This is a genomic window from Frigoribacterium sp. R86507 (assembly GCF_044597695.1).
GTDB lineage: Bacteria > Actinomycetota > Actinomycetes > Actinomycetales > Microbacteriaceae > Frigoribacterium.
The window spans coordinates 1,130,581-1,149,660 of the sequence record NZ_CP139002.1 but is presented as its reverse complement, the minus strand read 5'-3'; the positions used below and the strand labels follow the sequence as shown (position 1 = coordinate 1,149,660).

The window sequence follows — 19,080 nt, the reverse complement described above, 5'->3', positions numbered from 1 at the left end:
TCGTGGCCGCCACTAGCCTGTGGGAATGCGCGCGACGGTGAAGGACGTGGCGGCACTCGCCGGGGTGTCGCCGAAGACCGTCTCGAACGTGATCAACGGCGTCGTCTTCGTGCGACCCGACACCAGGACCCGGGTCGAGAGCGCGCTCGCCGAGCTCGACTACGTGCCGAACCTCAGCGCGCGCGGCCTGCGCACCGGGCGCACCGGCTCGATCGCGCTGGCCTTCCCCGACCTGAGCACCCCGTACAGCGCCGAGATGACGCACTGGTTCGTCGAGCAGGCGCACGAGCGCGGCTGGTCGATCCAGCTCGAGCAGACCGGCTCGCGGCCCGAGCGCGAGGGCGAGCTGCTCTCGCGGGGCAAAGAACACCTCGTCGACGGTCTCGTCCTCAACCCGATCACGCTCGACGCCAGCGCCCTGTCGTCGGCCGGCACCGGGGCCGCCACCGATTCGCTGCCGCCCGTCGTCGTGATCGGCGAGGTCGAACAGACCCTCGTCGACCAGGTGCGGGTCGACAGCGTCGCCGCGGCCCGCGACATGACGGCCCACCTGATCGCCGCCGGACACCGCCGCATCGCGACCCTGGGCGACTCGGCCGGCGAGTTCGACACCGCCACGGCCCGCGCCCGCACCCGAGGCTTCGAGCAGGCCATGGCCGAGGCCGGGCTGCCCGTCGACCGTGCTCTGCAGTACTCGTGCCCCGAATGGACGTCGGCCGACGCCTTCGCCGTCGTGCGCGCCGCGATCGAGCGCGGCGACCGGCCCGACGCGATCTTCTGCTTCACCGACTCGCTCGCGATCGGCGCCGTCAGCGCGCTGAGCTCGGCGGGCCTGCGCGTCCCCGACGACGTCGCGGTGGCCGGCTTCGACGACATCGTCGACGGGAGGTTCTCCGTGCCGCCGCTGACGACCGTCACCTTCGACAAGCGACTCTTCGTCGACCGCACCCTCGAGCTGCTCGCAGCCCGCATCGCCGACCGCCAGGGCGCGGCCGAGCTCGTGCTGATCCCCCACGAGATCGTCGTGCGGGCCAGCACCCGCGGCCGCGCTTGATCCCGACCGGCCCCGCCCCGCCGCCATTCCGCCACGAAGTAAACACGGCGCCACGCAAAAAAGTGGCGGCGTGTGTACTTCGTGGCGGCGTGTGGCTCCGGCACCGCCGACAGCCCGTCAGGCGGGAACCCAGGAGGCGCGGCTCGCCGACTCGTGCCCCTTGCGATTCCGTTACAACGATGGAATAGTCGCTCTCGTCACACATCACAAAGGAGTGAAGATGACCGAGAACCATCGGACGACCCCGACACCGCGACCGGGCACCACCCGCGGCACCACCACCCCCCGAGGCCTCAGCCGCCGCAGCATGTTGCTCGGCTCGGCAGCCCTCGTCGGTGGAGCGTTCGTCGCCACGGGCCTCTCGGGCTGCGCCCCCGGCGCCGTCACCGGCTCGGGCACGGACGTCGCCCAGCTCAAGTTCTGGCACCTGCTGAGCGGCGGTGACGGCATCAAGATGTCGGCACTGATCGACCAGGCCAACGAACAGAACCCCGAGTTCCACGCGACGCAGACCGTGCTCGCCTGGGGCACCCCGTACTACACGAAGCTCGCCATGGCCTCGGCCGGCGGGCGCGCGCCCGACGTCGCGATCATGCACGCGTCGCGCGTGCCCGGCTACGCCCCCGGCGGCCTGCTCGACCCGTGGGACGTCGACAAGCTCGCGTCGTACGGCGTCCGCGAACAGGACTTCGCCGAGGCGGTCTGGAAGAAGGGCTTCAACGGTGGCGACCTGTACTCGGTCGCGCTCGACTCGCACCCGTTCATCCTGTTGTACAACACCGACATCGCCGCCCAGGCGGGTGCGCTGGGCCCCGACGGCAAGCTCGTCGAGATCACCAGCCCCGAGCAGTTCCTCGAGGTCGCGAACGCCATGCAGCAGGTGACCGGCAAGCACGGCGCCTCGTGGGGCTACCTCAACGACGGTGCCCAGCTGTGGCGCATGTTCTACACGTTCTACAAGCAGCAGGGCGCCGACATGGTGCTGAAAGAGGGCGGCACGGTCGAGTACGACGAGCAGGCCGCCGTCACCGCGCTCGAGTTCATGCAGCAGCTCACCGACGGCACGGCCATGGCCACGGCCAGCGACATCCAGTCGGGCATCGCCGAGTTCGTCAGCGGCGAGAGCGGCATGCTCTTCACCGGCGTGTGGGAGGTCCCGAGCGCCGAGAACGCGGGCATCCCGTTCGACGGCAGCATCATCCCGACGCTGTTCGGCACGCCGGCCGTCTACGCCGACTCGCACGCGTTCGTGCTGCCGCGGCAGAGCGAGGTCGACGACGTCAAGCGCGAGGACGTCTACAAGATGGTCTCGACCATCCTCAAGGACTCCCTCTCGTGGGCGGCGGCCGGGCACATCCCCGCCTACCTGCCCATCGTCGAGAGCCCCGAGTACGCCGAGCTGCGACCGCAGGCGAACTACGCCGAGGCCGCCGACTATCTCAACTACGACCCGCCCGCCTGGTTCACCGGCTCGGGTTCGGACTTCCAGACGTACTTCCTCGACTCGATCCAGTCGGTGATCCTCGCCAAGGACGACGCGGCCGACGGCATGCGGCGGTTCGTCGCGCGCGTGAACACCCAGCTGTCGCGCCCGGCCCCGGTGTGACGGCCATGGGACGCCCCCGCGCCACCGGCCGACCCGACCGACCCGCCCGCCCGACGCCTCTCTCCTACCCCTCCGCACGACCCGACCATCACGACGACGAAGGAGTCGATCTGTGACCTCCACCACGGTCAAGGCCCCCCGGGCCACCGCCGAACGCGCGCGGTCCGACGCCCGCGCGACCGACCGCAGCCGCGCCTCCCGCAAGCGGACCGGCCCGTCCGACAACCGCATCGGCTGGGGCTTCGCCGCCCCGTTCACCGTGCTCTTCGCGGTGTTCCTCGTCTGGCCGCTGCTGCACGGCTTCTACCTGAGCTTCACCGGCCAGAGCCTGACCGGCCAGGGCGGCGAGCTGATCGGCGTCGCCAACTACGCCGAGGCCTTCGCCGACGGCGACATGTGGCGCTCGATGCTCAACACCCTGTGGTTCACGGTGCTCAGCACGATCCCGCTCGTCGTGGTCGCCCTCGTGCTCGCCATCCTCGTTAACACCGGGCTGCCGGGGCAGTGGCTCTGGCGGCTGAGCTTCTTCCTGCCGTACCTGCTCGCCTCGACGGTCGTCTCGCTGTTCTGGATCCAGCTCTACAGCCCGACCCTCGGCCCGATCAACAACGTCCTGGGCACGCTCGGACTGCCGCAGCCCGCCTGGCTGCAGGACCCCGACACCGCCATGATCGCCGTGGTCGCGACCACCGTCTGGTGGACGGTCGGCTTCAACTTCCTGCTGTATCTCGCCGCGCTGCAGAACATCCCCGACCAGCAGTACGAGGCCGCGTCGCTCGACGGCGCCGGACGCTGGCGTTCGCTGCTGTCGATCACCATCCCGCAGCTCGGCCCGACCACCGGCCTGATCGTCATCCTGCAGGTGCTCGCCTCGCTGAAGGTCTTCGACCAGATCTACCAGATGACCACCGGCGGGCCGGCGGGCAGCACCCGCTCGGCGGTGCAGTACATCTTCGACACCGGGTTCACCGGCTACCGCTTCGGCTACTCGTCGGCGATCTCGTACATCTTCTTCGCGGTCATCGTCGTCATCTCGATCGCACAGTTCAGCATCACGGCCCGCAACCGCAAGGGAGCCCAGAAATGACCGCCCCCGCCATCGCCCCCACGTCCGACCTGCGCGCCCCCACCGCCGACCGCGGCCGGAAGGGCCACAAGCCCGGCCAGAAGCCGTTCGGCCCGATGGCCGTCCTCAGCGTGATCATCCTGGTCGTGCTCGCCGTCCTCTGGCTGCTGCCGTTCCTGTGGTCGCTCGCCACCTCGTTCAAGAGCGAGACCGACGCCGCGGCGACGCCGCAGACCTGGATCCCGGCCGGCGGCTTCACGCTCGACGCCTACCGCGGGGTCCTCGAGCAGGGCAACATCCCGGTGTGGCTGTTCAACAGCCTCTTCACGTCGATCGTGATCACGCTGATCGTCGTGGCCACCTCGGCCCTCGTCGCCTACGCGTTCTCGCGCCTCGACTTCCGGGGCAAGAAGTGGCTCTACGTGGCGACGATCGCGTCGATCATCATCCCGCCGCAGGTGCTGATCGTGCCGTTGTTCTACCAGATGCTCGCCTTCGACATGGTCGACACGTACTGGGGCATCATCCTGCCGCAGGCCATCGCCCCGGCCATGGTCTTCGTGCTGAAGAAGTTCTTCGACCAGGTGCCGATCGAGCTCGAGGACGCCGCTCGCGTCGACGGCGCCGGGCGCATCCGGGTGTTCTTCACGATCCTGCTGCCGCTGTCGCGGCCCATCCTCGGGGCGGTGTCGATCTTCGTGTTCATCGGCGCCTGGAACAACTTCCTGTGGCCGTTCATCGTCACGAACGACGCCTCGCTGCTCACGCTGCCGGTCGGCCTGCAGACCATCGAGAGCGCCTACGGCATCCAGTACGCGCAGAACATGGCAGCCGCGGTCCTCGCGGCCCTGCCCCTAATCCTCGTGTTCCTGTTCTTCCAACGCCAGATCATCAAGGGCATCTCGACCACCGGTTTCGGGGGGCAGTGACCCGCCCACCCCGGACCCGACCGCCCTGCCGCACCGCGCCTCCCCGTCCCCACCACACGCACGCCGTTCCCCTCAGCTAGGAGATCCATGTCCACCGCCCGCATCACCGTCGACCGCGAGTTCACCATCGGCCCGGTCCCGCGCCGCCTGTTCGGCTCGTTCGTCGAGCACATGGGCCGCTGCGTCTACACCGGCATCTACGAGCCCGGCCACCCCACCGCCGACGAGAACGGCTTCCGTCAGGACGTCCTCGACCTCACCAAAGAACTCGGCGCGACCGTCATCCGCTACCCCGGCGGCAACTTCGTGTCGGGCTACAACTGGGAGGACGGCGTCGGGCCGGTCGACCAGCGCCCGCGTCGCCTCGACGGCGCCTGGCACACGGTCGAGACCAACGCCTTCGGCCTGCACGAGTTCGTCGCCTGGTCGAAGCTCGCCGGCACCGAGGTGATGGAGGCCGTCAACCTCGGCACCCGCGGCGTCGACGCCGCCCGCGAGCTCGTCGAGTACGCGAACCACCCCGGGGGCACGGCGCTCAGCGACCGGCGCATCGCCAACGGAGCGAAGGACCCGTTCGACATCAAGCTCTGGTGCCTCGGCAACGAGCTCGACGGCCCGTGGCAGATCGGCCACAAGACCGCCACCGAGTACGGCCGTCTGGCCCAGGAGGCCGCCAAGGCCATGAAGTTCGTCGACGACTCGATCGAGCTGGTCGCGGTCGGCAGCTCGGGCCGCGGCATGCCCACCTTCGGCACCTGGGAGCACGAGGTTCTCACCCACGCGTACGACGAGGTCGACTACGTCTCGATGCACGCGTACTACCAGGAGCACGACGGCGACGCGAAGAGCTTCCTCGCGACGGCCGTCGACATGGACGCGTTCATCGAGGAGGTCGTGTCCACCATCGACGGGGTCAAGGCCGCCGGCAAGCACACGAAGCAGGTCGACATCTCGTTCGACGAGTGGAACGTCTGGTACCAGACGGGCCTCGACTCGGACGACCAACCGCACAACGTGTCGAAGGGCTGGCGCGAACACCCCCGACTGATCGAGGACCAGTACAACGTCACCGACGCGGTCGTGGTCGGCACCTTCCTCAACTCGCTGCTGCGTCACGGCGACCGGGTCAAGATCGCCAACCAGGCGCAGCTCGTCAACGTCATCGCGCCGATCCGCAGCGAGGCCGGCGGGCCCGCGTGGCGCCAGTCGATCTTCTGGCCGTTCGCCCGCATGGCGGCGCTCGCGACCGGGCAGATCCTGCGCACCCTCGTCACGAGCGACAAGGTCGAGACCGAGAAGTACGGCGACGCCGACCTGGTCGACGTCAGCGCGACCTACGACGAAGAGGCCGGAACGGTCGCGTTCTTCCTCGCGAACCGCGGTCTCGACGAGGCCGCCGACGTCGAGGTCGCCCTGCGCGGCTTCAGCGGCGGACGCGTCACCCGCGCCGAGGTGCTGGCCGTGCCCGAGGGCGGCGACCGCTTCTCGTCCAACACCGAGAACGCGCAGGACACCGTCGGACTCGTCCCGCTGACCGGCGTCACGGTCGACGGCGGCACCGCGCGCCTGCGCCTGCCCGCCCTGTCGTGGGCGGTCGTCGAGCTCGAGGTCGGCAAGGCCTGACCCACGGACCGACTGACTGCAGGAGGCGCGGTGCCGGTCACGACCGGCACCGCGCCTCCTGCGTCCGGTCGCGTCGGGTGCGCGGCGCGGCCGCGCGGCCCCGGCTCAGCCGTGGAGCCCTCGCTGAGCCGCCGGGTCCGCCTCAGCCGCGGGGCTTGAAGAGGCGGGAGATGCTGTCGCGCACCGACTCCTCGATGGTGTCGGTGAAGCCGTTCGAGAAGCCCAGGGCGTCGTTCGGGGCCGACGCCGCCGTCATCGACTCGACGACGCGCTGGCCGTGGTGGGCCCGTGCCTCGCGCACCGAGTCGAAGCCGAGGCCGAGGTCGGTCGCGGCCCGGGCGAGCAGCGCCTCGCGGTCGTCGTCGGTGCTGGTCTGCGCCTCGGCGAGCGTGCGCACGGACGGGTCGTCGACACCGTCGACCACCCATCGGGCGGCACGTCCCGGCAGCACCCCGGACGGCAACAGGCCGAGCCGCCGCTGCGCCTCGCTGTCACGGATCTCGGAGCGGGCGACGGACGGGTCACGGGGCGTCGGGTCGGGGCTCACGAGAACTACGATACTCGTGGGCATCCGGGGCGGCTGCCCCGCCTTCGAGTCGCGCGCTCAGCTGAACAGCCGTGTGGGCGTCGAGAGGTCGAGCTCGCTCGCACGCAGGTCGTCACCCGACGGTCCGTCGCCCGCGCCACCGTCGTCGAGACTCCGCTCGATGCGCCCCTTCTCGGCGATGCTCGACCGGATCAGGGGCAGGCCGCGCTGGATCGCGTGGCGGATGCGCTCCTGCAGCAGCGGGGCCGTGACCGCGTACTTCTCCGCGCCCCCGGTCGCCGTGAAGTCGGTCGTGTGGGCGTACACGCCGAGCGGCAGCGTGAGGGCCTGGAAGAACCCGAACAGCGGTCGCAGCGAGTGCTCGATGATCAGCGCGTGGCGCTCGCTGCCGCCCGTCGCGGCGAGCAGCACGGGCACGTCGACGAGCGCGTACTGCTCGACGAAGTCGAAGAGGTGCTTGAAGAGCCCGGTGAAGGAGGCGCGGTAGACGGGCGAGGCGACGATCAGCAGGTCGGCGGTCTCGATGGCGACCAGCTCGCGCTCGACCCGCTCGTCGAGCTGGTCGCGGGTGAGCGCGCCGGCGAACAGCGGCCCGAGTTCGCTGACCCGGATCACGTGCGCCTCGATCGGCAGGACGTCGCCCAGGGCCGTGACGATCTCGTGCACGAGGGCGTCGGTCTTGGACGGCGTGCTGAGGGTGCCCGACACGGCGACGACCCGCAGGGGCCGGGTCGGACGCGGGGACGAGGGGGTCGGAGGCAGCGTGGGAGTCATCCCGTCCATGCTGCGCCCGAGGCCGACGTAACACAGGGTGTGTGACGGATCGTGACGTGCGACAGTGTTCCGGTGACACATCAACCAACCCAGGAGGGGTTCGACCCGGCCGCCCACGGCTTCGACCCCGCACGACCCGATTCCGACCTCGCCGCCTCGTTCGGGCTGGCCGCCGACGTCTACGAGAGGGGCCGCCCGTCGTACCCCCTCGAGGCCGTCGACTGGCTGCTGCCCGAGGGCGCCTGTCACGTGGTCGACCTGGGGGCCGGCACGGGCAAGCTCACCCGCCTGCTGCTCGACCGCGCTCCGTCGGTCACAGCCGTCGAGCCCTCGCCCGGCATGCGCGCCACCCTCGAGCAGGTCGTCCCCGGGGCGACGTCGGTCGCGGGGTCCGCCGAGAGCATCCCCCTCGGCGACGACTCGGTCGACGCCGTCCTCGTCGCGCAGGCCTGGCACTGGGTCGACACCGACCGAGCCGTGCCCGAGATCGCCCGCGTGCTGCGCCCCGGCGGCACGCTCGGCCTGATCTGGAACATCCGCGACGAGTCGGTGCCGTGGGTCGCGGAGCTCAGCCGGGTGATGCACCAGCCGCGCGAGCGCGACATGGGGTCGGACGCCCCGGTCGTCGGTGCACCGTTCGGCACGGTCGAGCGACACGACGTCGCCTGGGTGCACGAGCTGGGACGCGACGAGTTCCTCGCCATGATCGCGTCCCGCAGCTACGTCATCACGCTCTCGCCCGACGATCGCGCGGCCGTCCTGCGCGACGTCGAGCAGCTGCTCGACACCCACCCCGACACCCGCGGCGTCGACCTCATCCGCCTGCCGTACGTGGCGCGGTGCTCGCGGGCCGTCCTGCCCTCGTAGGTCGCGCCTCCTCGGCACCTCCCCACCCTGCGGGCCCGCCTCGTCGTCCCCGGACGCGGGCGGGCCTGCAGGGCACGGGCAGCACGCACGAATAGGGTCGGGTCATGGACCAGGAGGCGCGGCTCGTCACGGTCGACCACGCCTGGTCGGGCCGGTGGTCCGGTCGCAGCCTGGTGCGACTCGACGCCCACGGCGTCGTCTTCGCCGGGTCGGCCGACGCGCACGACGCCGACACCCTGGCCGGTGCCGAGCTGCCGCACGTGCCGGGCACCGTGCTGGCCCCCTTCACCGACTCGCACGTCCACCTCGGCCTGATCGACGCCGCGCAGCTGCCCGTCGGCGGCATCTCGCGGGTCGTCGACCTCGGGTGGGACCCGGCGACCGCCCACGGCTGGCTCGGCCGGTCCGGGCGGGACGGCTGGCCCGAGGTGGCCATCGCCGGCGGGCTGATCACCGCACCGGGCGGGTACCCGAGCCGCTCGGGCTGGGCGCCGCCCCGCGCCTCCCTGGCGGTGGGCGGCCTGCGCGCCTCGACCCGGCTGCGCCGCGCGGCCCGGCTCGTCGAACAGCAGCACGCCCTCGGCGCCTCGATCGTCAAGGTCGCCCTCAACACCGACGCCGGGCCCGTGCTCGACGACGCGACGCTCCGGGCCGTCGTCGACGCCGCGCACGGGCTCGACCTGCCCGTGGTCGCGCACGTCCAGGGCGTCGGCCAGGCCGCTCGTGCGGCCGACGCCGGGGTCGACCGGTTCGCGCACACCCCCTTCAGCGAACGGCTCGACGACGAGCTGGTCGCACGCCTGGCCGCCTCGACGACGTGGGTGAGCACGCTGGACATCCACGGCTACGGTGTCGGTGGGGTCGCGCACGAGACGGCGGTCGAGAACCTCTCGCGCTTCCGTGCCGCGGGGGGTCGGGTGCTCTACGGTACCGATCTCGGCAACGGCGACCTGCCGCTCGGCGTGAACGAGCGCGAGCTGCGTGCGATGGGCCGGGCCGGCTTCGGGCTGGCGGGACTGCTCGACGCCCTCGCCCCCGACGTCGCCGAGCCGACCGGCGGTGCGCGGCTGCCGTTCACCCGCGTGACCTGGATCGCGGACGCGCCCCGCGCCTCCGCGTCCTCCGACGAGCGGGCCGCCTGGCTCGCGCGCGCGACCGCACTGACCGCCGACGAGCTGCTCGCCGTCGCCCTCGAGGAGAAGACCCGATGACCGATCCGCTCGCCTACCCCGTCGACTCCACCGACCCCGACGAGCAGGCCTCGGCGCATCCCGCCGGCCCGCTCGACGCCGCCGACCCGCTGGCGTCGTTCGTCGACCGGTTCGTACCGGCCGTCGACGTGGTCTCGTACCTCGACGGCAACTCGCTCGGGCGGCCCGTGACCGCCACGCTGTCGCGACTGTCCGAGTTCGTCGAGGGCGCCTGGGGCACGCGGTTGATCCGTTCGTGGGACGAGCGCTGGATGTCGCTGCCGACCGAGCTCGGCGACCGCATCGCGGCGGCTTGCCTCGGTGCCGCGCCGGGTCAGACGGTCGTGGCCGACTCGACGACCGTGCTGCTCTACAAGGCGATCCGCGCCGCTCTGCGGGCCCGGCCCGACCGCCACGAGATCGTGATCGACGACGACCAGTTCCCGACCGACCGCTTCGTCGTCGAGGGCATCGCGCGGGAGCACGGGGCGACGATCCGCTGGATCGCCGTCGACAAGGCGACCGGCGTGACCGTGTCGCAGGTGCGCGACGTCGTGGGGCCCGAGACGGCACTGCTGCTGGTCAACCACGTGTCGTACCGGTCGGGGTGGCTGGTCGACCTGCCCGCCATCACGACGATCGTGCACGAGGCGGGCGGGCTCGTGCTGGCCGACCTCTGTCACAGCGTCGGCGTCGTGCCGATGCAGCTCGACGAGTGGGGCGTCGACCTCGCCGTCGGCTGCACGTACAAGTACCTCAACGGCGGGCCGGGTGCCCCCGCCTTCGTCTACGCCCGCGCCTCGCTGCTGCCCGAGCTCGACCAGCCGATCCAGGGGTGGATGGGCGCGGCCGACGTGTTCGCGATGGCCGACGGGTACGAGGCGGCGGCCGGCATCCGGCGTTTCGTCAGCGGCACTCCCCCGGTGATGGGCATGCTCGCGATGCACGACATGCTCGACCTGATCGACGAGGCCGGCATCGACGCCATCCGGACGAAGTCGCTCGCCCTGACCGACTACGCCTTCGACCTCGTCGACGCCTGGCTCGTGCCGCTCGGGGTGACCGTCGCGACGCCCCGGGCTGCGGCGGAACGCGGCAGCCACGTCACGATCACGCACGAGTCGTTCCGCGGGATCGTGGCCCGGCTCTGGGACGCCGGCGTCGTGCCCGACTTCCGCAACCCGGACGCCCTGCGCATCGGCCTGTCGCCACTCAGCACGTCGTTCGCCGAGGTGCGCATCGGCATCGCCGCGATCCGGGCGGCGCTGCTCGCCGACTGAGCCATAGCGAAGTCGGGCCGGACGCAGAACAGGCGCCGCCCGGGGTGGGCGACGCCTGCTGCGTGGTGCGGGGGTGGGCTAGAAGTCCCAGTCCTCGTCTTCGGTGTTGACGGCCTTGCCGATGACGTACGACGAGCCCGACCCCGAGAAGAAGTCGTGGTTCTCGTCGGCGTTCGGCGAGAGCGCGGACAGGATCGCCGGGTTCACGTCGGTCGTCTCTTTGGGGAACATCGGCTCGTAGCCGAGGTTCATCAGCGCCTTGTTGGCGTTGTAGTGCAAGAACTTCTTGACGTCCTCGCTGAGGCCGACGCCGTCGTAGAGGTCTTGCGTGTACTGGATCTCGTTCTCGTACAGCTCGAAGAGCAGGTTGAACGTGTAGTCCTTGATCTCTTGCTTGCGTTCTTCGGACGCGCCCTCGAGACCCTTCTGGAACTTGTAGCCGATGTAGTACCCGTGCACGGCCTCGTCGCGGATGATGAGGCGGATCAGGTCGGCCGTGTTGGTCAGCTTGGCGCGCGAGGACCAGTACATCGGCAGGTAGAAGCCGCTGTAGAACAGGAAGGACTCGAGCAGCGTCGAGGCGACCTTGCGCTTCAGCGGGTCGTCACCCGTGTAGTAGTCGAGGACGATCTGGGCCTTCTTCTGCAGGTTGACGTTCTCGGTCGACCAGCGGAAGGCGTCGTCGATCTCGGGAGTCGACGCGAGGGTCGAGAAGATCGACGAGTAGCTCTTGGCGTGCACCGACTCCATGAACGCGATGTTCGTGTAGACGGCCTCTTCGTGCGGGGTGATCGCGTCGGGGATCAGGCTGATCGCGCCCACGGTGCCCTGGATCGTGTCGAGCAGCGTCAGGCCGGTGAAGACCCGCATCGTCATCTGCTGCTCTTCGGGAGTGAGGGTGTTCCACGACTGCACGTCGTTCGACAGCGGGATCTTCTCGGGCAGCCAGAAGTTGTTGACGAGCCGGTTCCAGACCTCGACGTCTTTGTCGTCGTGGATGCGGTTCCAGTTGATCGCGCTGACCGACGTGATCAGCGGGACCGACTTGCCGGTGGCGTGCACCGGATCGGTGATGGTCATGACGTGCCTTTCAGAGGGAAGAGCGAGAGTTCAGGAGGCGCGGGCCGGCTGTCGAGGCCGGCCCGCGCCGGGTGGCGCGAGAGCCGTGAGGCCCAGGGCCTAGAGCATGCAGCTGACGCAGCCGTCGACCTCGGTGCCCTCGAGCGCGAGCTGACGCAGACGGATGTAGTAGATCGTCTTGATGCCCTTGCGCCATGCGTAGATCTGCGCCTTGTTGATGTCGCGCGTGCTGGCCGTGTCTTTGAAGAAGAGCGTGAGCGACAGGCCCTGGTCGACGTGCTGCGTCGCCGCGGCGTAGGTGTCGATGATCTTCTCGGGCCCGATCTCGTACGCGTCGGTGTAGTACTCGAGGTTGTCGTTCGTCATGAACGGCGCCGGGTAGTACACGCGGCCGAGCTTGCCCTCTTTGCGGATCTCGATCTTCGACGCGATCGGGTGGATCGACGACGTCGAGTGGTTGATGTACGAGATCGACCCGGTCGGCGGCACGGCCTGCAGGTTCTGGTTGTAGATGCCGTGCTGCATGATGCTGGCCTTGAGCGCACGCCAGTCGTCCTGCGTCGGGATCGCGACGCCGGCATCGGCGAACAGTGCGGCCGCCCGCTCGGTCTCGGGCTTCCACTCGGTCTCGGTGTACTTGTCGAAGAAGGTGCCCGAGGCGTAGGTCGAGTCTTCGAAGCCGCCGAAGGTGACGCCACGCTCGATCGCGATGGTGTTCGAGGCACGCAGGGCGTGGAACAGCACCGTGTAGAAGTAGATGTTGGTGAAGTCGATCGCCTCGGGCGTGCCGTAGTGCACACGCTCGCGGGCCAGGTAGCCGTGCAGGTTCATCTGACCGAGGCCGATGGCGTGCGACTGGTCGTTGCCGACCTCGATCGAGCGCACCGAGGTGATGTGGCTCATGTCGCTGACCGCGCTGAGGCCGCGGATCGCGGTCTCGACGGTCTTGCCGAGGTCGGGCGCGTCCATCGAGAGGGCGATGTTCATCGAGCCGAGGTTGCAGCTGATGTCTTTGCCGATCTCGTTGTACGAGAGGTCTTCGTTGAACGTGGTGGGCGTGTTGACCTGCAGGATCTCGGAGCACAGGTTCGACATGTTGATGCGGCCCTTGATCGGGTTCGCCTTGTTGACCGTGTCTTCGAACACGATGTAGGGGTAGCCCGACTCGAACTGGATCTCGGCGATCGTCTGGAAGAAGTCGCGCGCCTTGATCTTGGTCTTCTTGATGCGCGAGTCGGCGACCATCTCGCGGTACTTCTCGCTGATCGCGACGTCGCCGAAGGGGACGCCGTAGACCTTCTCGACGTCGTACGGCGAGAAGAGGTACATGTCCTCGTTGTTCTTGGCGAGCTCGAACGTGATGTCGGGCACGACGACGCCGAGGGACAGCGTCTTGATGCGGATCTTCTCGTCGGCGTTCTCACGCTTGGTGTCGAGGAACCGCATGATGTCGGGGTGGTGCGCGCTGAGGTACACCGCGCCGGCACCCTGACGGGCGCCGAGCTGGTTCGCGTAGCTGAAGCTGTCTTCGAGCAGCTTCATGACGGGGATGATGCCCGACGACTGGTTCTCGATCTGCTTGATCGGTGCGCCGGCCTCGCGGATGTTCGAGAGCGACAGGGCGACACCGCCGCCGCGCTTCGACAGCTGCAGCGACGAGTTGATGCCGCGCGAGATCGACTCCATGTTGTCTTCGATGCGCAACAGGAAGCAGCTGACGAGTTCGCCGCGCTGGGCCTTCGCCGTGTTGAGGAAGGTCGGCGTGGCCGGCTGGAAGCGACCCGCGATGATCTCTTCGACCAGGTCGACGGCGAGTGCCTCGTCGCCCTGGGCGAGGCCGAGGGCGGTCATGACCACCCGGTCTTCGAAGCGCTCGAGGTAGCGCTTTCCGTCGAACGTCTTGAGCGTGTACGAGGTGTAGTACTTGAACGCACCGAGGAAGGTCTGGAAGCGGAACTTCTTCGAGTACGCGAGGTCGTTGAGCTTCTCGATGAAGGCGAAGTCGTACCGCTCGATGGTCGCGGCCTCGTAGTACTCGTTCTCGACGAGGTAGTCGAGGCGCTCGCGCAGGTTGTGGAAGAAGACCGTGTTCTGGTTGACGTGCTGCAGGAAGTACTGCTTCGCCGCCTCGCGGTCCTTCTCGAACTGGATCTCGCCGGAGGGACCGTAGAGGTTCAGCATCGCGTTCAGGGAGTGGTAGTCCATCCCCGAGCTGAGACCCTGCCCCGGTGCGGCGATCACTTCGAGGTCATCGACTGCTGCGTCCAAAATTCTTCCAATCCTGTGTGTACGGCTTGTACGTCGTCTGGTGTTCCGAAGACTTCGAAACGGTAGAGAAGGGGAACGTCACACTTGGCCGCGATGATGTCGCCGGCCAGGCAGTAGCCCTCTCCGAAGTTGGTGTTGCCCGCTGCGATCACGCCTCGGATGAGGCGTCGGTTGCCCTCGTCGTTGAGGAACCGGATGACCTGCTTCGGGACGGCGCCTCGACCTTCGCCGCCGCCGTAGGTCGGCAGGACGAGGACGTAGGGGTCATGGACGTGGAGCGGCGGCTCGGACGGGAACAGCGGGATGCGCTGGGCCGGCACACCGAGCTTCTTGACGAAGCGGTCGGTGTTGCCCGAGACGCTCGAGAAGTAGACGAGTTCGTTCGTCACGACGAGTCCTCGCCTCCGAGGTGGTGTGGGGCCGAACCCCGGGTCACGGTGCAACGGGTCGGGCGCGGGGCGCCCGGTCGACTAGTCGACCTTGGCGGCCAGCGCGGCGATCTTGTCGGGGCGGAAGCCGCTCCAGTGGTCGTCGTCGGCGATGACCACGGGGGCCTGCATGTAACCGAGGGCGCGCACCTTCTCGAGCGCGGCGTCGTCGGCGGTGACGTCGAGCACGTCGTACTCGATGCCCTTGTTGTCGAGGGCACGGTAGGTGGCCGTGCACTGGACGCAGGACGGCTTGGTGTAGACGGTGATGGCCATGGGATCCCCTGTGTTCTGGCCGGCCCCTGAGGCCGGATCGGTGGTTCGTGAGCCTGCGGGGCGTGGTGCCCGTGGCGACTCCTCGATACTACATCTAGTGGCCCGGGGTTGTCCCCACAACTAGATGCGGTGTTACACGCCTGTAGTTCGTCTCGGGGAGTTCTCCACAGGGAACCGCACACGTTTTGCACAGAACGAGGGCGGTTCTCCCCGCTTCTGGGCTGTTCTCCACATGTTCGTCCACACCACCGACACTCGTCGATCGCTGTCCCCAGTTCGGGACCACGGCGTGTCGCGCACCCTGGACTCGCTCGTAGACTTGTCCCCTCGTGAGCACCTATTCGACCCTGCTGAAGACGCCCGGCGTCTCGCGCATCATCGCGGCCCAGCTGACCGCGCGCTTCCCGTTCGGCATGCTGTCGCTCGCGTTCCTGCTGCACGTCGAGCACGTGCACCACTCGTACGCCGCGGCCGGTCTCGTCCTCGCCGCGACGAGCATCGGCCAGGCGATCTCGGGCCCGCTCACCAGCCGATGGATGGGCCGCTGGGCGATGCGCCCCGTCCTGACCCTGACGCTGATCGTCTGCCTGATCACGATGGTCACCTTCACCCTGTACGACTTCTCGGTGCCGGTGTTCATGGCACTCGGCTTCGTGACCGGCCTCAGCGTGCCTCCCGTCCAGCCGGCCGTCCGCACCATCTACCCCAAGATGGTCACCTCGAACCAGCTCACTCCCCTCTTCTCCCTCGACGCGTCCGCACAGGAGATCATCTGGGTGGCCGGCCCGGTCATCACGACCTTCGTCGGGACGCAGATCGGCACCCGAGAGGCCATCTGGCTCGCGGCCGCGTTCCTGGTGGGCGGCGGCATCTGGTTCATCGCGTCGCCCGAGGTCGGGCGCGTCCGCATCCCCCGCAGCAAACGGGCCTTCGGCAAGGTGCTCGCGCGGCCGACGGTGCTCCTGGCGACCGTCGCCGGGTTCCTGCTCATCGGCGCCTGCGCCGCGGTCGAGGCGGGCGTGGTCGCGCTCTTCGGCGAGGGCAGTGCCGACTCGGGCATCGCGCTGGCCATCTTCGCCGCGGGGTCGCTGGTCGGCGGCCTCGCGCTCGGCCACGTCCCGGTCGGCCCGTGGGCTCTCGGGCGCCGCATCGCCATCGTCTTCGTCGGCATGACCCTGGCGATCTTCGCGACGGGCCTCTGGCCGATCAGCATCACGCTGCTGATCGCGGGCGTCGGCATCGCGCCCGCCCTCGCCGTCATGTTCGCCATCGTGTCGTCGAGCGTGAAGTTCAGCGACACGGCCGAGGCCTACGGCTGGGCCGGCACCGGGCAGCTGATCGGCTCGGCCCTGGGTTCGGCCATCGCCGGCTTCGCGATCGACCACATCGGAGGCCAGGGCGGACTCATCGTGGCCGCCTGCTTCGCCTTCGTCGGCATGGTCGTCGGCGCCGCGTTCCACAAGGCCCTGCCCGACCTCCGCGGTCGCGACGCGAGCCCCCTGCCCGACACCGAACCGGTGCCGGTCCAGACGAGCTGACCCGCGCCTCCTCGTCCATCGGACGACGGGCCCTGACACACACCGTTCACCGGACGGTCGCCCGTCCCCTGCGACACGTGTCGGCCAAACGCTGGCAGAGTTGAGGGCATGCCCTCCATCGACGTGCCCCGGATCACCCTCAACGACGGCCGCACGATCCCCCAGCTCGGCCTCGGCGTCTACAAGGTCGCCGACGACGAGGCCGAACGGGTCGTCGAGACCGCCCTCGGCGAGGGCTACCGCCACCTCGACACCGCCGAGTTCTACGCCAACGAGAAAGGCGTCGGACGCGCCCTCGAGGCGTCCGGCGTTCCCCGTGACGAGGTCTTCCTCACGACCAAGGTCTGGAACACCGCGCAGGGCTACGACGAGACGCTCCGCTCGTTCGACGAGAGCCTGACGAAGCTCGGCACCGACCACGTCGACCTCTACCTGATCCACTGGCCCGCCCCGAAGCAGGACAAGTACGTCGAGACGTACCGCGCCCTCGAGACGATCCGGGCCGAGGGCCGGGCGCTCTCCATCGGCGTGAGCAACTTCCAGGTCGCCCACCTCGAGCGGCTGATGGCCGAGACGGACGTCGTGCCGGCCATCAACCAGGTCGAGGCGCACCCGTGGTTGCAGCAGCACGAGCTGCGCGCCTTCGACGCCGCGCACGGCATCGTGACCGAGGCGTGGTCGCCGTTGGCGCGTGGGCGCATCCTGGACAACGCGGCACTGGTGCGGATCGGCGCGAAGCACGGGGTCACCCCGGCCCAGGTGACGATCCGGTGGCACCTGCAGCAGGGCCTCGTCGTGATCCCGAAGTCGGTCACGCCCTCGCGCATCCGCGCCAACCTCGACGTCTTCGGCTTCGAGCTCGACACGGGCGACCTGGCCGCCATCGCGGGCATCGAGACCGGCGAGCGCACGGGCTCGCACCCCGACCACAACGGCTGACCCGATCGGGCGCGACGCCGCCGCTCGGTCGCGACACCCCTGCAGGAGGCGCGGGTCCGGTCGGTCGCGCCCGGCACGTTACCGTGGACCGGCAACCCGTCGACGCAAGGAGCACCCCGCATGACCATCACCGCCGCAGCAGACGGATCGGCCCTCGGCAACCCCGGCCCCGCCGGATGGGCCTGGTACGTCGACGACGAGCGGTGGGCCGCCGGCGGCTGGCCGCGGGCCACGAACAACCAGGGCGAGCTCACCGCCGTGCTCGAGCTGCTGCGCGCCACGGCCGGCATCGACGACGACCTGCACATCCTGTGCGACAGCCAGTACACGATCAAGGCCTGCACCGAGTGGATGCCCGGCTGGAAGCGCAAGGGCTGGCGCAAGGCCGACGGCAAGCCCGTGCTCAACGTCGAGATCCTGAAAGAACTCGACGCCGCCCTGGCCGGACGGAAGGTGCGCTTCGAGTGGGTCCGCGGTCACGTCGGCCACGAGATGAACGAAGCGGCCGACGTGCGGGCCCGGGGCGCGGCCACGGCGTTCCAGAACCGCACCGAGGTGCCGTCCGGGCCCGGGTGGCCGGGGGCGCCGGTCGCGACCACCGACCCGATCGCGGCGCCGGCGACCCCGCCCGCGCCTCCTGCGACGCTCTTCTGAAGGACCGCACCGCGAATCGTGCACCGCACCTGATCTAGATGCGGTGCCGTGCACGAAACGCGGCGCCGCGCCGCGCCGGGCCGCGCCCTGCCGGGCCGTGCGGCGTCGTGCCGCGTCGCGTCGCGTCGACGTGCAGCTACATCGAGGGGTGCGTGCTCGACAGGCCACCGTCGACGACGAACTGCGCGCCGGTCGAGAAGGCCGAGTCGTCGCTCGCGAGGTGCAGGGCGAGCCCGGCGACCTCGTCGGGCTTGGCGAGGCGACCCCGCGGGCTCATCGCGCGGAACGCGTCGAGCACCTGCGGTTGGGCCTCGACCTGGCGGCGGAACAGTGCGGTGTCGGTCGGGCCGGGGTGCAGCGAGTTGATGCGGATGTTCCAACCCTCTTGGGCGGCGTGGGCTGCACTCGACCGGGTGAGACCGACCAGGGCGTGCTTGCTCGCCGTGTAGGCCGCGTCGTCACCGAAGCCGAGGAAGGACGTCGCCGGGGCCAGGTTGATGATCGACCCGCCCTCGCCGTCGGGGTTCGCGCGCATCTGCTCGATGGCGAAGCGCGTGCCGAGCATGACGCCGGTGACGTTGACCGCGAAGACGCGGTTCCAGCTCTCGAGCTGGGTGACGTCGATGGACTGGCCCGAGACGATGCCGGCGTTGTTCACCAGGACGTCGAGTCGGCCGTAGTGCTCGGCGATGCGGTCCATGACGCGCTTCCAGTCGCCACCGTTGGCGACGTCGTGCTGGACGAACTCGGCGCCCGTCTCGGCGGCCACGGCCGCCCCGTCGACGATGTCGGTCGCGACGACCCGGGCCCCCTCGTCGGCGAACCGACGGACGATCGCCTCGCCGATGCCCGAGGCTGCCCCGGTGACGATGGCGACTTTGCCGGACAGACGAGACATGGCGACCTCTTCGTGGTGGAACGCGGGTGGAGCTGGTCGGCTGCCGGGGTGGGGCAGGACCCT

At 69.5% G+C, this 19,080-nt stretch carries 18 protein-coding genes; 11 read left to right on the top strand and 7 right to left on the bottom strand.

Annotated elements, in window-relative coordinates; all coding sequences use genetic code 11:
• Window positions 1-25: 25 nt before the first annotated feature.
• From SJY14_RS05550 to SJY14_RS05530, 5 genes are all read left to right on the top strand, one after another.
• Window positions 26-1,054 carry a LacI family DNA-binding transcriptional regulator gene (locus tag SJY14_RS05550; protein ID WP_071256971.1) on the top strand — a complete coding sequence of 343 codons (1,029 nt, stop codon included), beginning with the start codon at window positions 26-28 and terminating at the stop codon, window positions 1,052-1,054.
• A gap of 220 nt (window positions 1,055-1,274) precedes the next feature.
• Window positions 1,275-2,660, top strand: coding sequence for an extracellular solute-binding protein (locus tag SJY14_RS05545; protein WP_396600021.1), 1,386 nt, complete (start codon window positions 1,275-1,277; stop codon window positions 2,658-2,660).
• 229 nt (window positions 2,661-2,889) lie between these two features.
• The gene (locus tag SJY14_RS05540; protein WP_043593482.1) at window positions 2,890-3,747 is read left to right on the top strand and encodes a carbohydrate ABC transporter permease; all 858 of its coding nucleotides are present in this window, start codon (window positions 2,890-2,892) and stop codon (window positions 3,745-3,747) included.
• Window positions 3,744-4,655 carry a carbohydrate ABC transporter permease gene (locus SJY14_RS05535; RefSeq protein ID WP_043593442.1) on the top strand — a complete coding sequence of 304 codons (912 nt, stop codon included), beginning with the start codon at window positions 3,744-3,746 and terminating at the stop codon, window positions 4,653-4,655. Before SJY14_RS05540 ends, SJY14_RS05535 begins: the two co-directional genes overlap by 4 nt.
• An 87-nt stretch (window positions 4,656-4,742) precedes the next feature.
• A complete protein-coding gene (locus SJY14_RS05530; protein ID WP_071256969.1) occupies window positions 4,743-6,278 on the top strand; it encodes an alpha-N-arabinofuranosidase in 1,536 nt (511 codons plus the stop codon).
• Between the two features lie 142 nt (window positions 6,279-6,420).
• Here SJY14_RS05530 and SJY14_RS05525 read toward each other — a convergent pair whose 3' ends face one another.
• Both SJY14_RS05525 and msuE read right to left on the bottom strand, forming a co-directional pair.
• Window positions 6,421-6,825, bottom strand: coding sequence for a hypothetical protein (locus SJY14_RS05525; protein WP_071256968.1), 405 nt, complete (start codon window positions 6,823-6,825; stop codon window positions 6,421-6,423).
• Window positions 6,826-6,882: 57 nt separating this feature from the next.
• Window positions 6,883-7,599: an FMN reductase gene (gene msuE / locus SJY14_RS05520; protein ID WP_396600020.1), complete on the bottom strand. Its 717-nt coding sequence runs from the start codon at window positions 7,597-7,599 to the stop codon at window positions 6,883-6,885.
• A 72-nt stretch (window positions 7,600-7,671) separates the two neighbouring features.
• Between msuE and SJY14_RS05515 the strand changes: the two genes are divergently transcribed.
• The 3 genes from SJY14_RS05515 to SJY14_RS05505 all read left to right on the top strand — a co-directional run bounded on the left by SJY14_RS05515 (window position 7,672) and on the right by SJY14_RS05505 (window position 10,936).
• Window positions 7,672-8,466, top strand: a complete 795-nt coding sequence (locus SJY14_RS05515; protein ID WP_396600019.1) for a class I SAM-dependent methyltransferase — start codon at window positions 7,672-7,674, stop codon at window positions 8,464-8,466.
• Window positions 8,467-8,570: 104 nt separating this feature from the next.
• On the top strand, window positions 8,571-9,677 hold the full coding sequence (locus SJY14_RS05510; protein WP_071256964.1) for a hypothetical protein: 1,107 nt from the start codon (window positions 8,571-8,573) through the stop codon (window positions 9,675-9,677).
• Complete coding sequence (locus SJY14_RS05505) at window positions 9,674-10,936, top strand: kynureninase (protein WP_396600018.1); 1,263 nt, start codon at window positions 9,674-9,676, stop codon at window positions 10,934-10,936. The genes SJY14_RS05510 and SJY14_RS05505 overlap by 4 nt, the downstream gene beginning before the upstream one ends.
• A gap of 78 nt (window positions 10,937-11,014) precedes the next feature.
• Here SJY14_RS05505 and nrdF read toward each other — a convergent pair whose 3' ends face one another.
• The 4 genes from nrdF to nrdH form a co-directional block, all read right to left on the bottom strand.
• Complete coding sequence (nrdF, locus tag SJY14_RS05500) at window positions 11,015-12,016, bottom strand: class 1b ribonucleoside-diphosphate reductase subunit beta (RefSeq protein ID WP_054146924.1); 1,002 nt, start codon at window positions 12,014-12,016, stop codon at window positions 11,015-11,017.
• Between the two features lie 99 nt (window positions 12,017-12,115).
• Window positions 12,116-14,221 carry a class 1b ribonucleoside-diphosphate reductase subunit alpha gene (gene nrdE, locus SJY14_RS05495; protein WP_396600249.1) on the bottom strand — a complete coding sequence of 702 codons (2,106 nt, stop codon included), beginning with the start codon at window positions 14,219-14,221 and terminating at the stop codon, window positions 12,116-12,118.
• A 32-nt stretch (window positions 14,222-14,253) separates the two neighbouring features.
• On the bottom strand, window positions 14,254-14,673 hold the full coding sequence (gene nrdI / locus SJY14_RS05490) for a class Ib ribonucleoside-diphosphate reductase assembly flavoprotein NrdI (RefSeq protein WP_071256960.1): 420 nt from the start codon (window positions 14,671-14,673) through the stop codon (window positions 14,254-14,256).
• A gap of 81 nt (window positions 14,674-14,754) precedes the next feature.
• Window positions 14,755-14,988, bottom strand: coding sequence for a glutaredoxin-like protein NrdH (nrdH, locus tag SJY14_RS05485; RefSeq protein WP_043596549.1), 234 nt, complete (start codon window positions 14,986-14,988; stop codon window positions 14,755-14,757).
• 329 nt (window positions 14,989-15,317) lie between these two features.
• Here nrdH and SJY14_RS05480 point away from each other — a divergent pair, with 329 nt between their 5' ends.
• The 3 genes from SJY14_RS05480 (at window position 15,318) to SJY14_RS05470 (ending at window position 18,119) form a co-directional block, all read left to right on the top strand.
• On the top strand, window positions 15,318-16,526 hold the full coding sequence (locus SJY14_RS05480) for an MFS transporter (RefSeq protein WP_071256958.1): 1,209 nt from the start codon (window positions 15,318-15,320) through the stop codon (window positions 16,524-16,526).
• A 108-nt stretch (window positions 16,527-16,634) separates the two neighbouring features.
• Window positions 16,635-17,465 (top strand): aldo/keto reductase, encoded by an 831-nt coding sequence (locus SJY14_RS05475; RefSeq protein ID WP_071256957.1) that lies wholly within the window; start codon window positions 16,635-16,637, stop codon window positions 17,463-17,465.
• A 120-nt stretch (window positions 17,466-17,585) separates the two neighbouring features.
• Entirely contained in the window at window positions 17,586-18,119 is a 534-nt protein-coding gene (locus tag SJY14_RS05470; protein WP_071256955.1) for a ribonuclease H, read from the top strand.
• Between the two features lie 136 nt (window positions 18,120-18,255).
• On the opposite strand, the gene SJY14_RS05465 is transcribed toward SJY14_RS05470, so the two are convergent.
• Window positions 18,256-19,017, bottom strand: coding sequence for an SDR family NAD(P)-dependent oxidoreductase (locus SJY14_RS05465; protein ID WP_043596555.1), 762 nt, complete (start codon window positions 19,015-19,017; stop codon window positions 18,256-18,258).
• Window positions 19,018-19,080 lie beyond the last annotated feature (63 nt).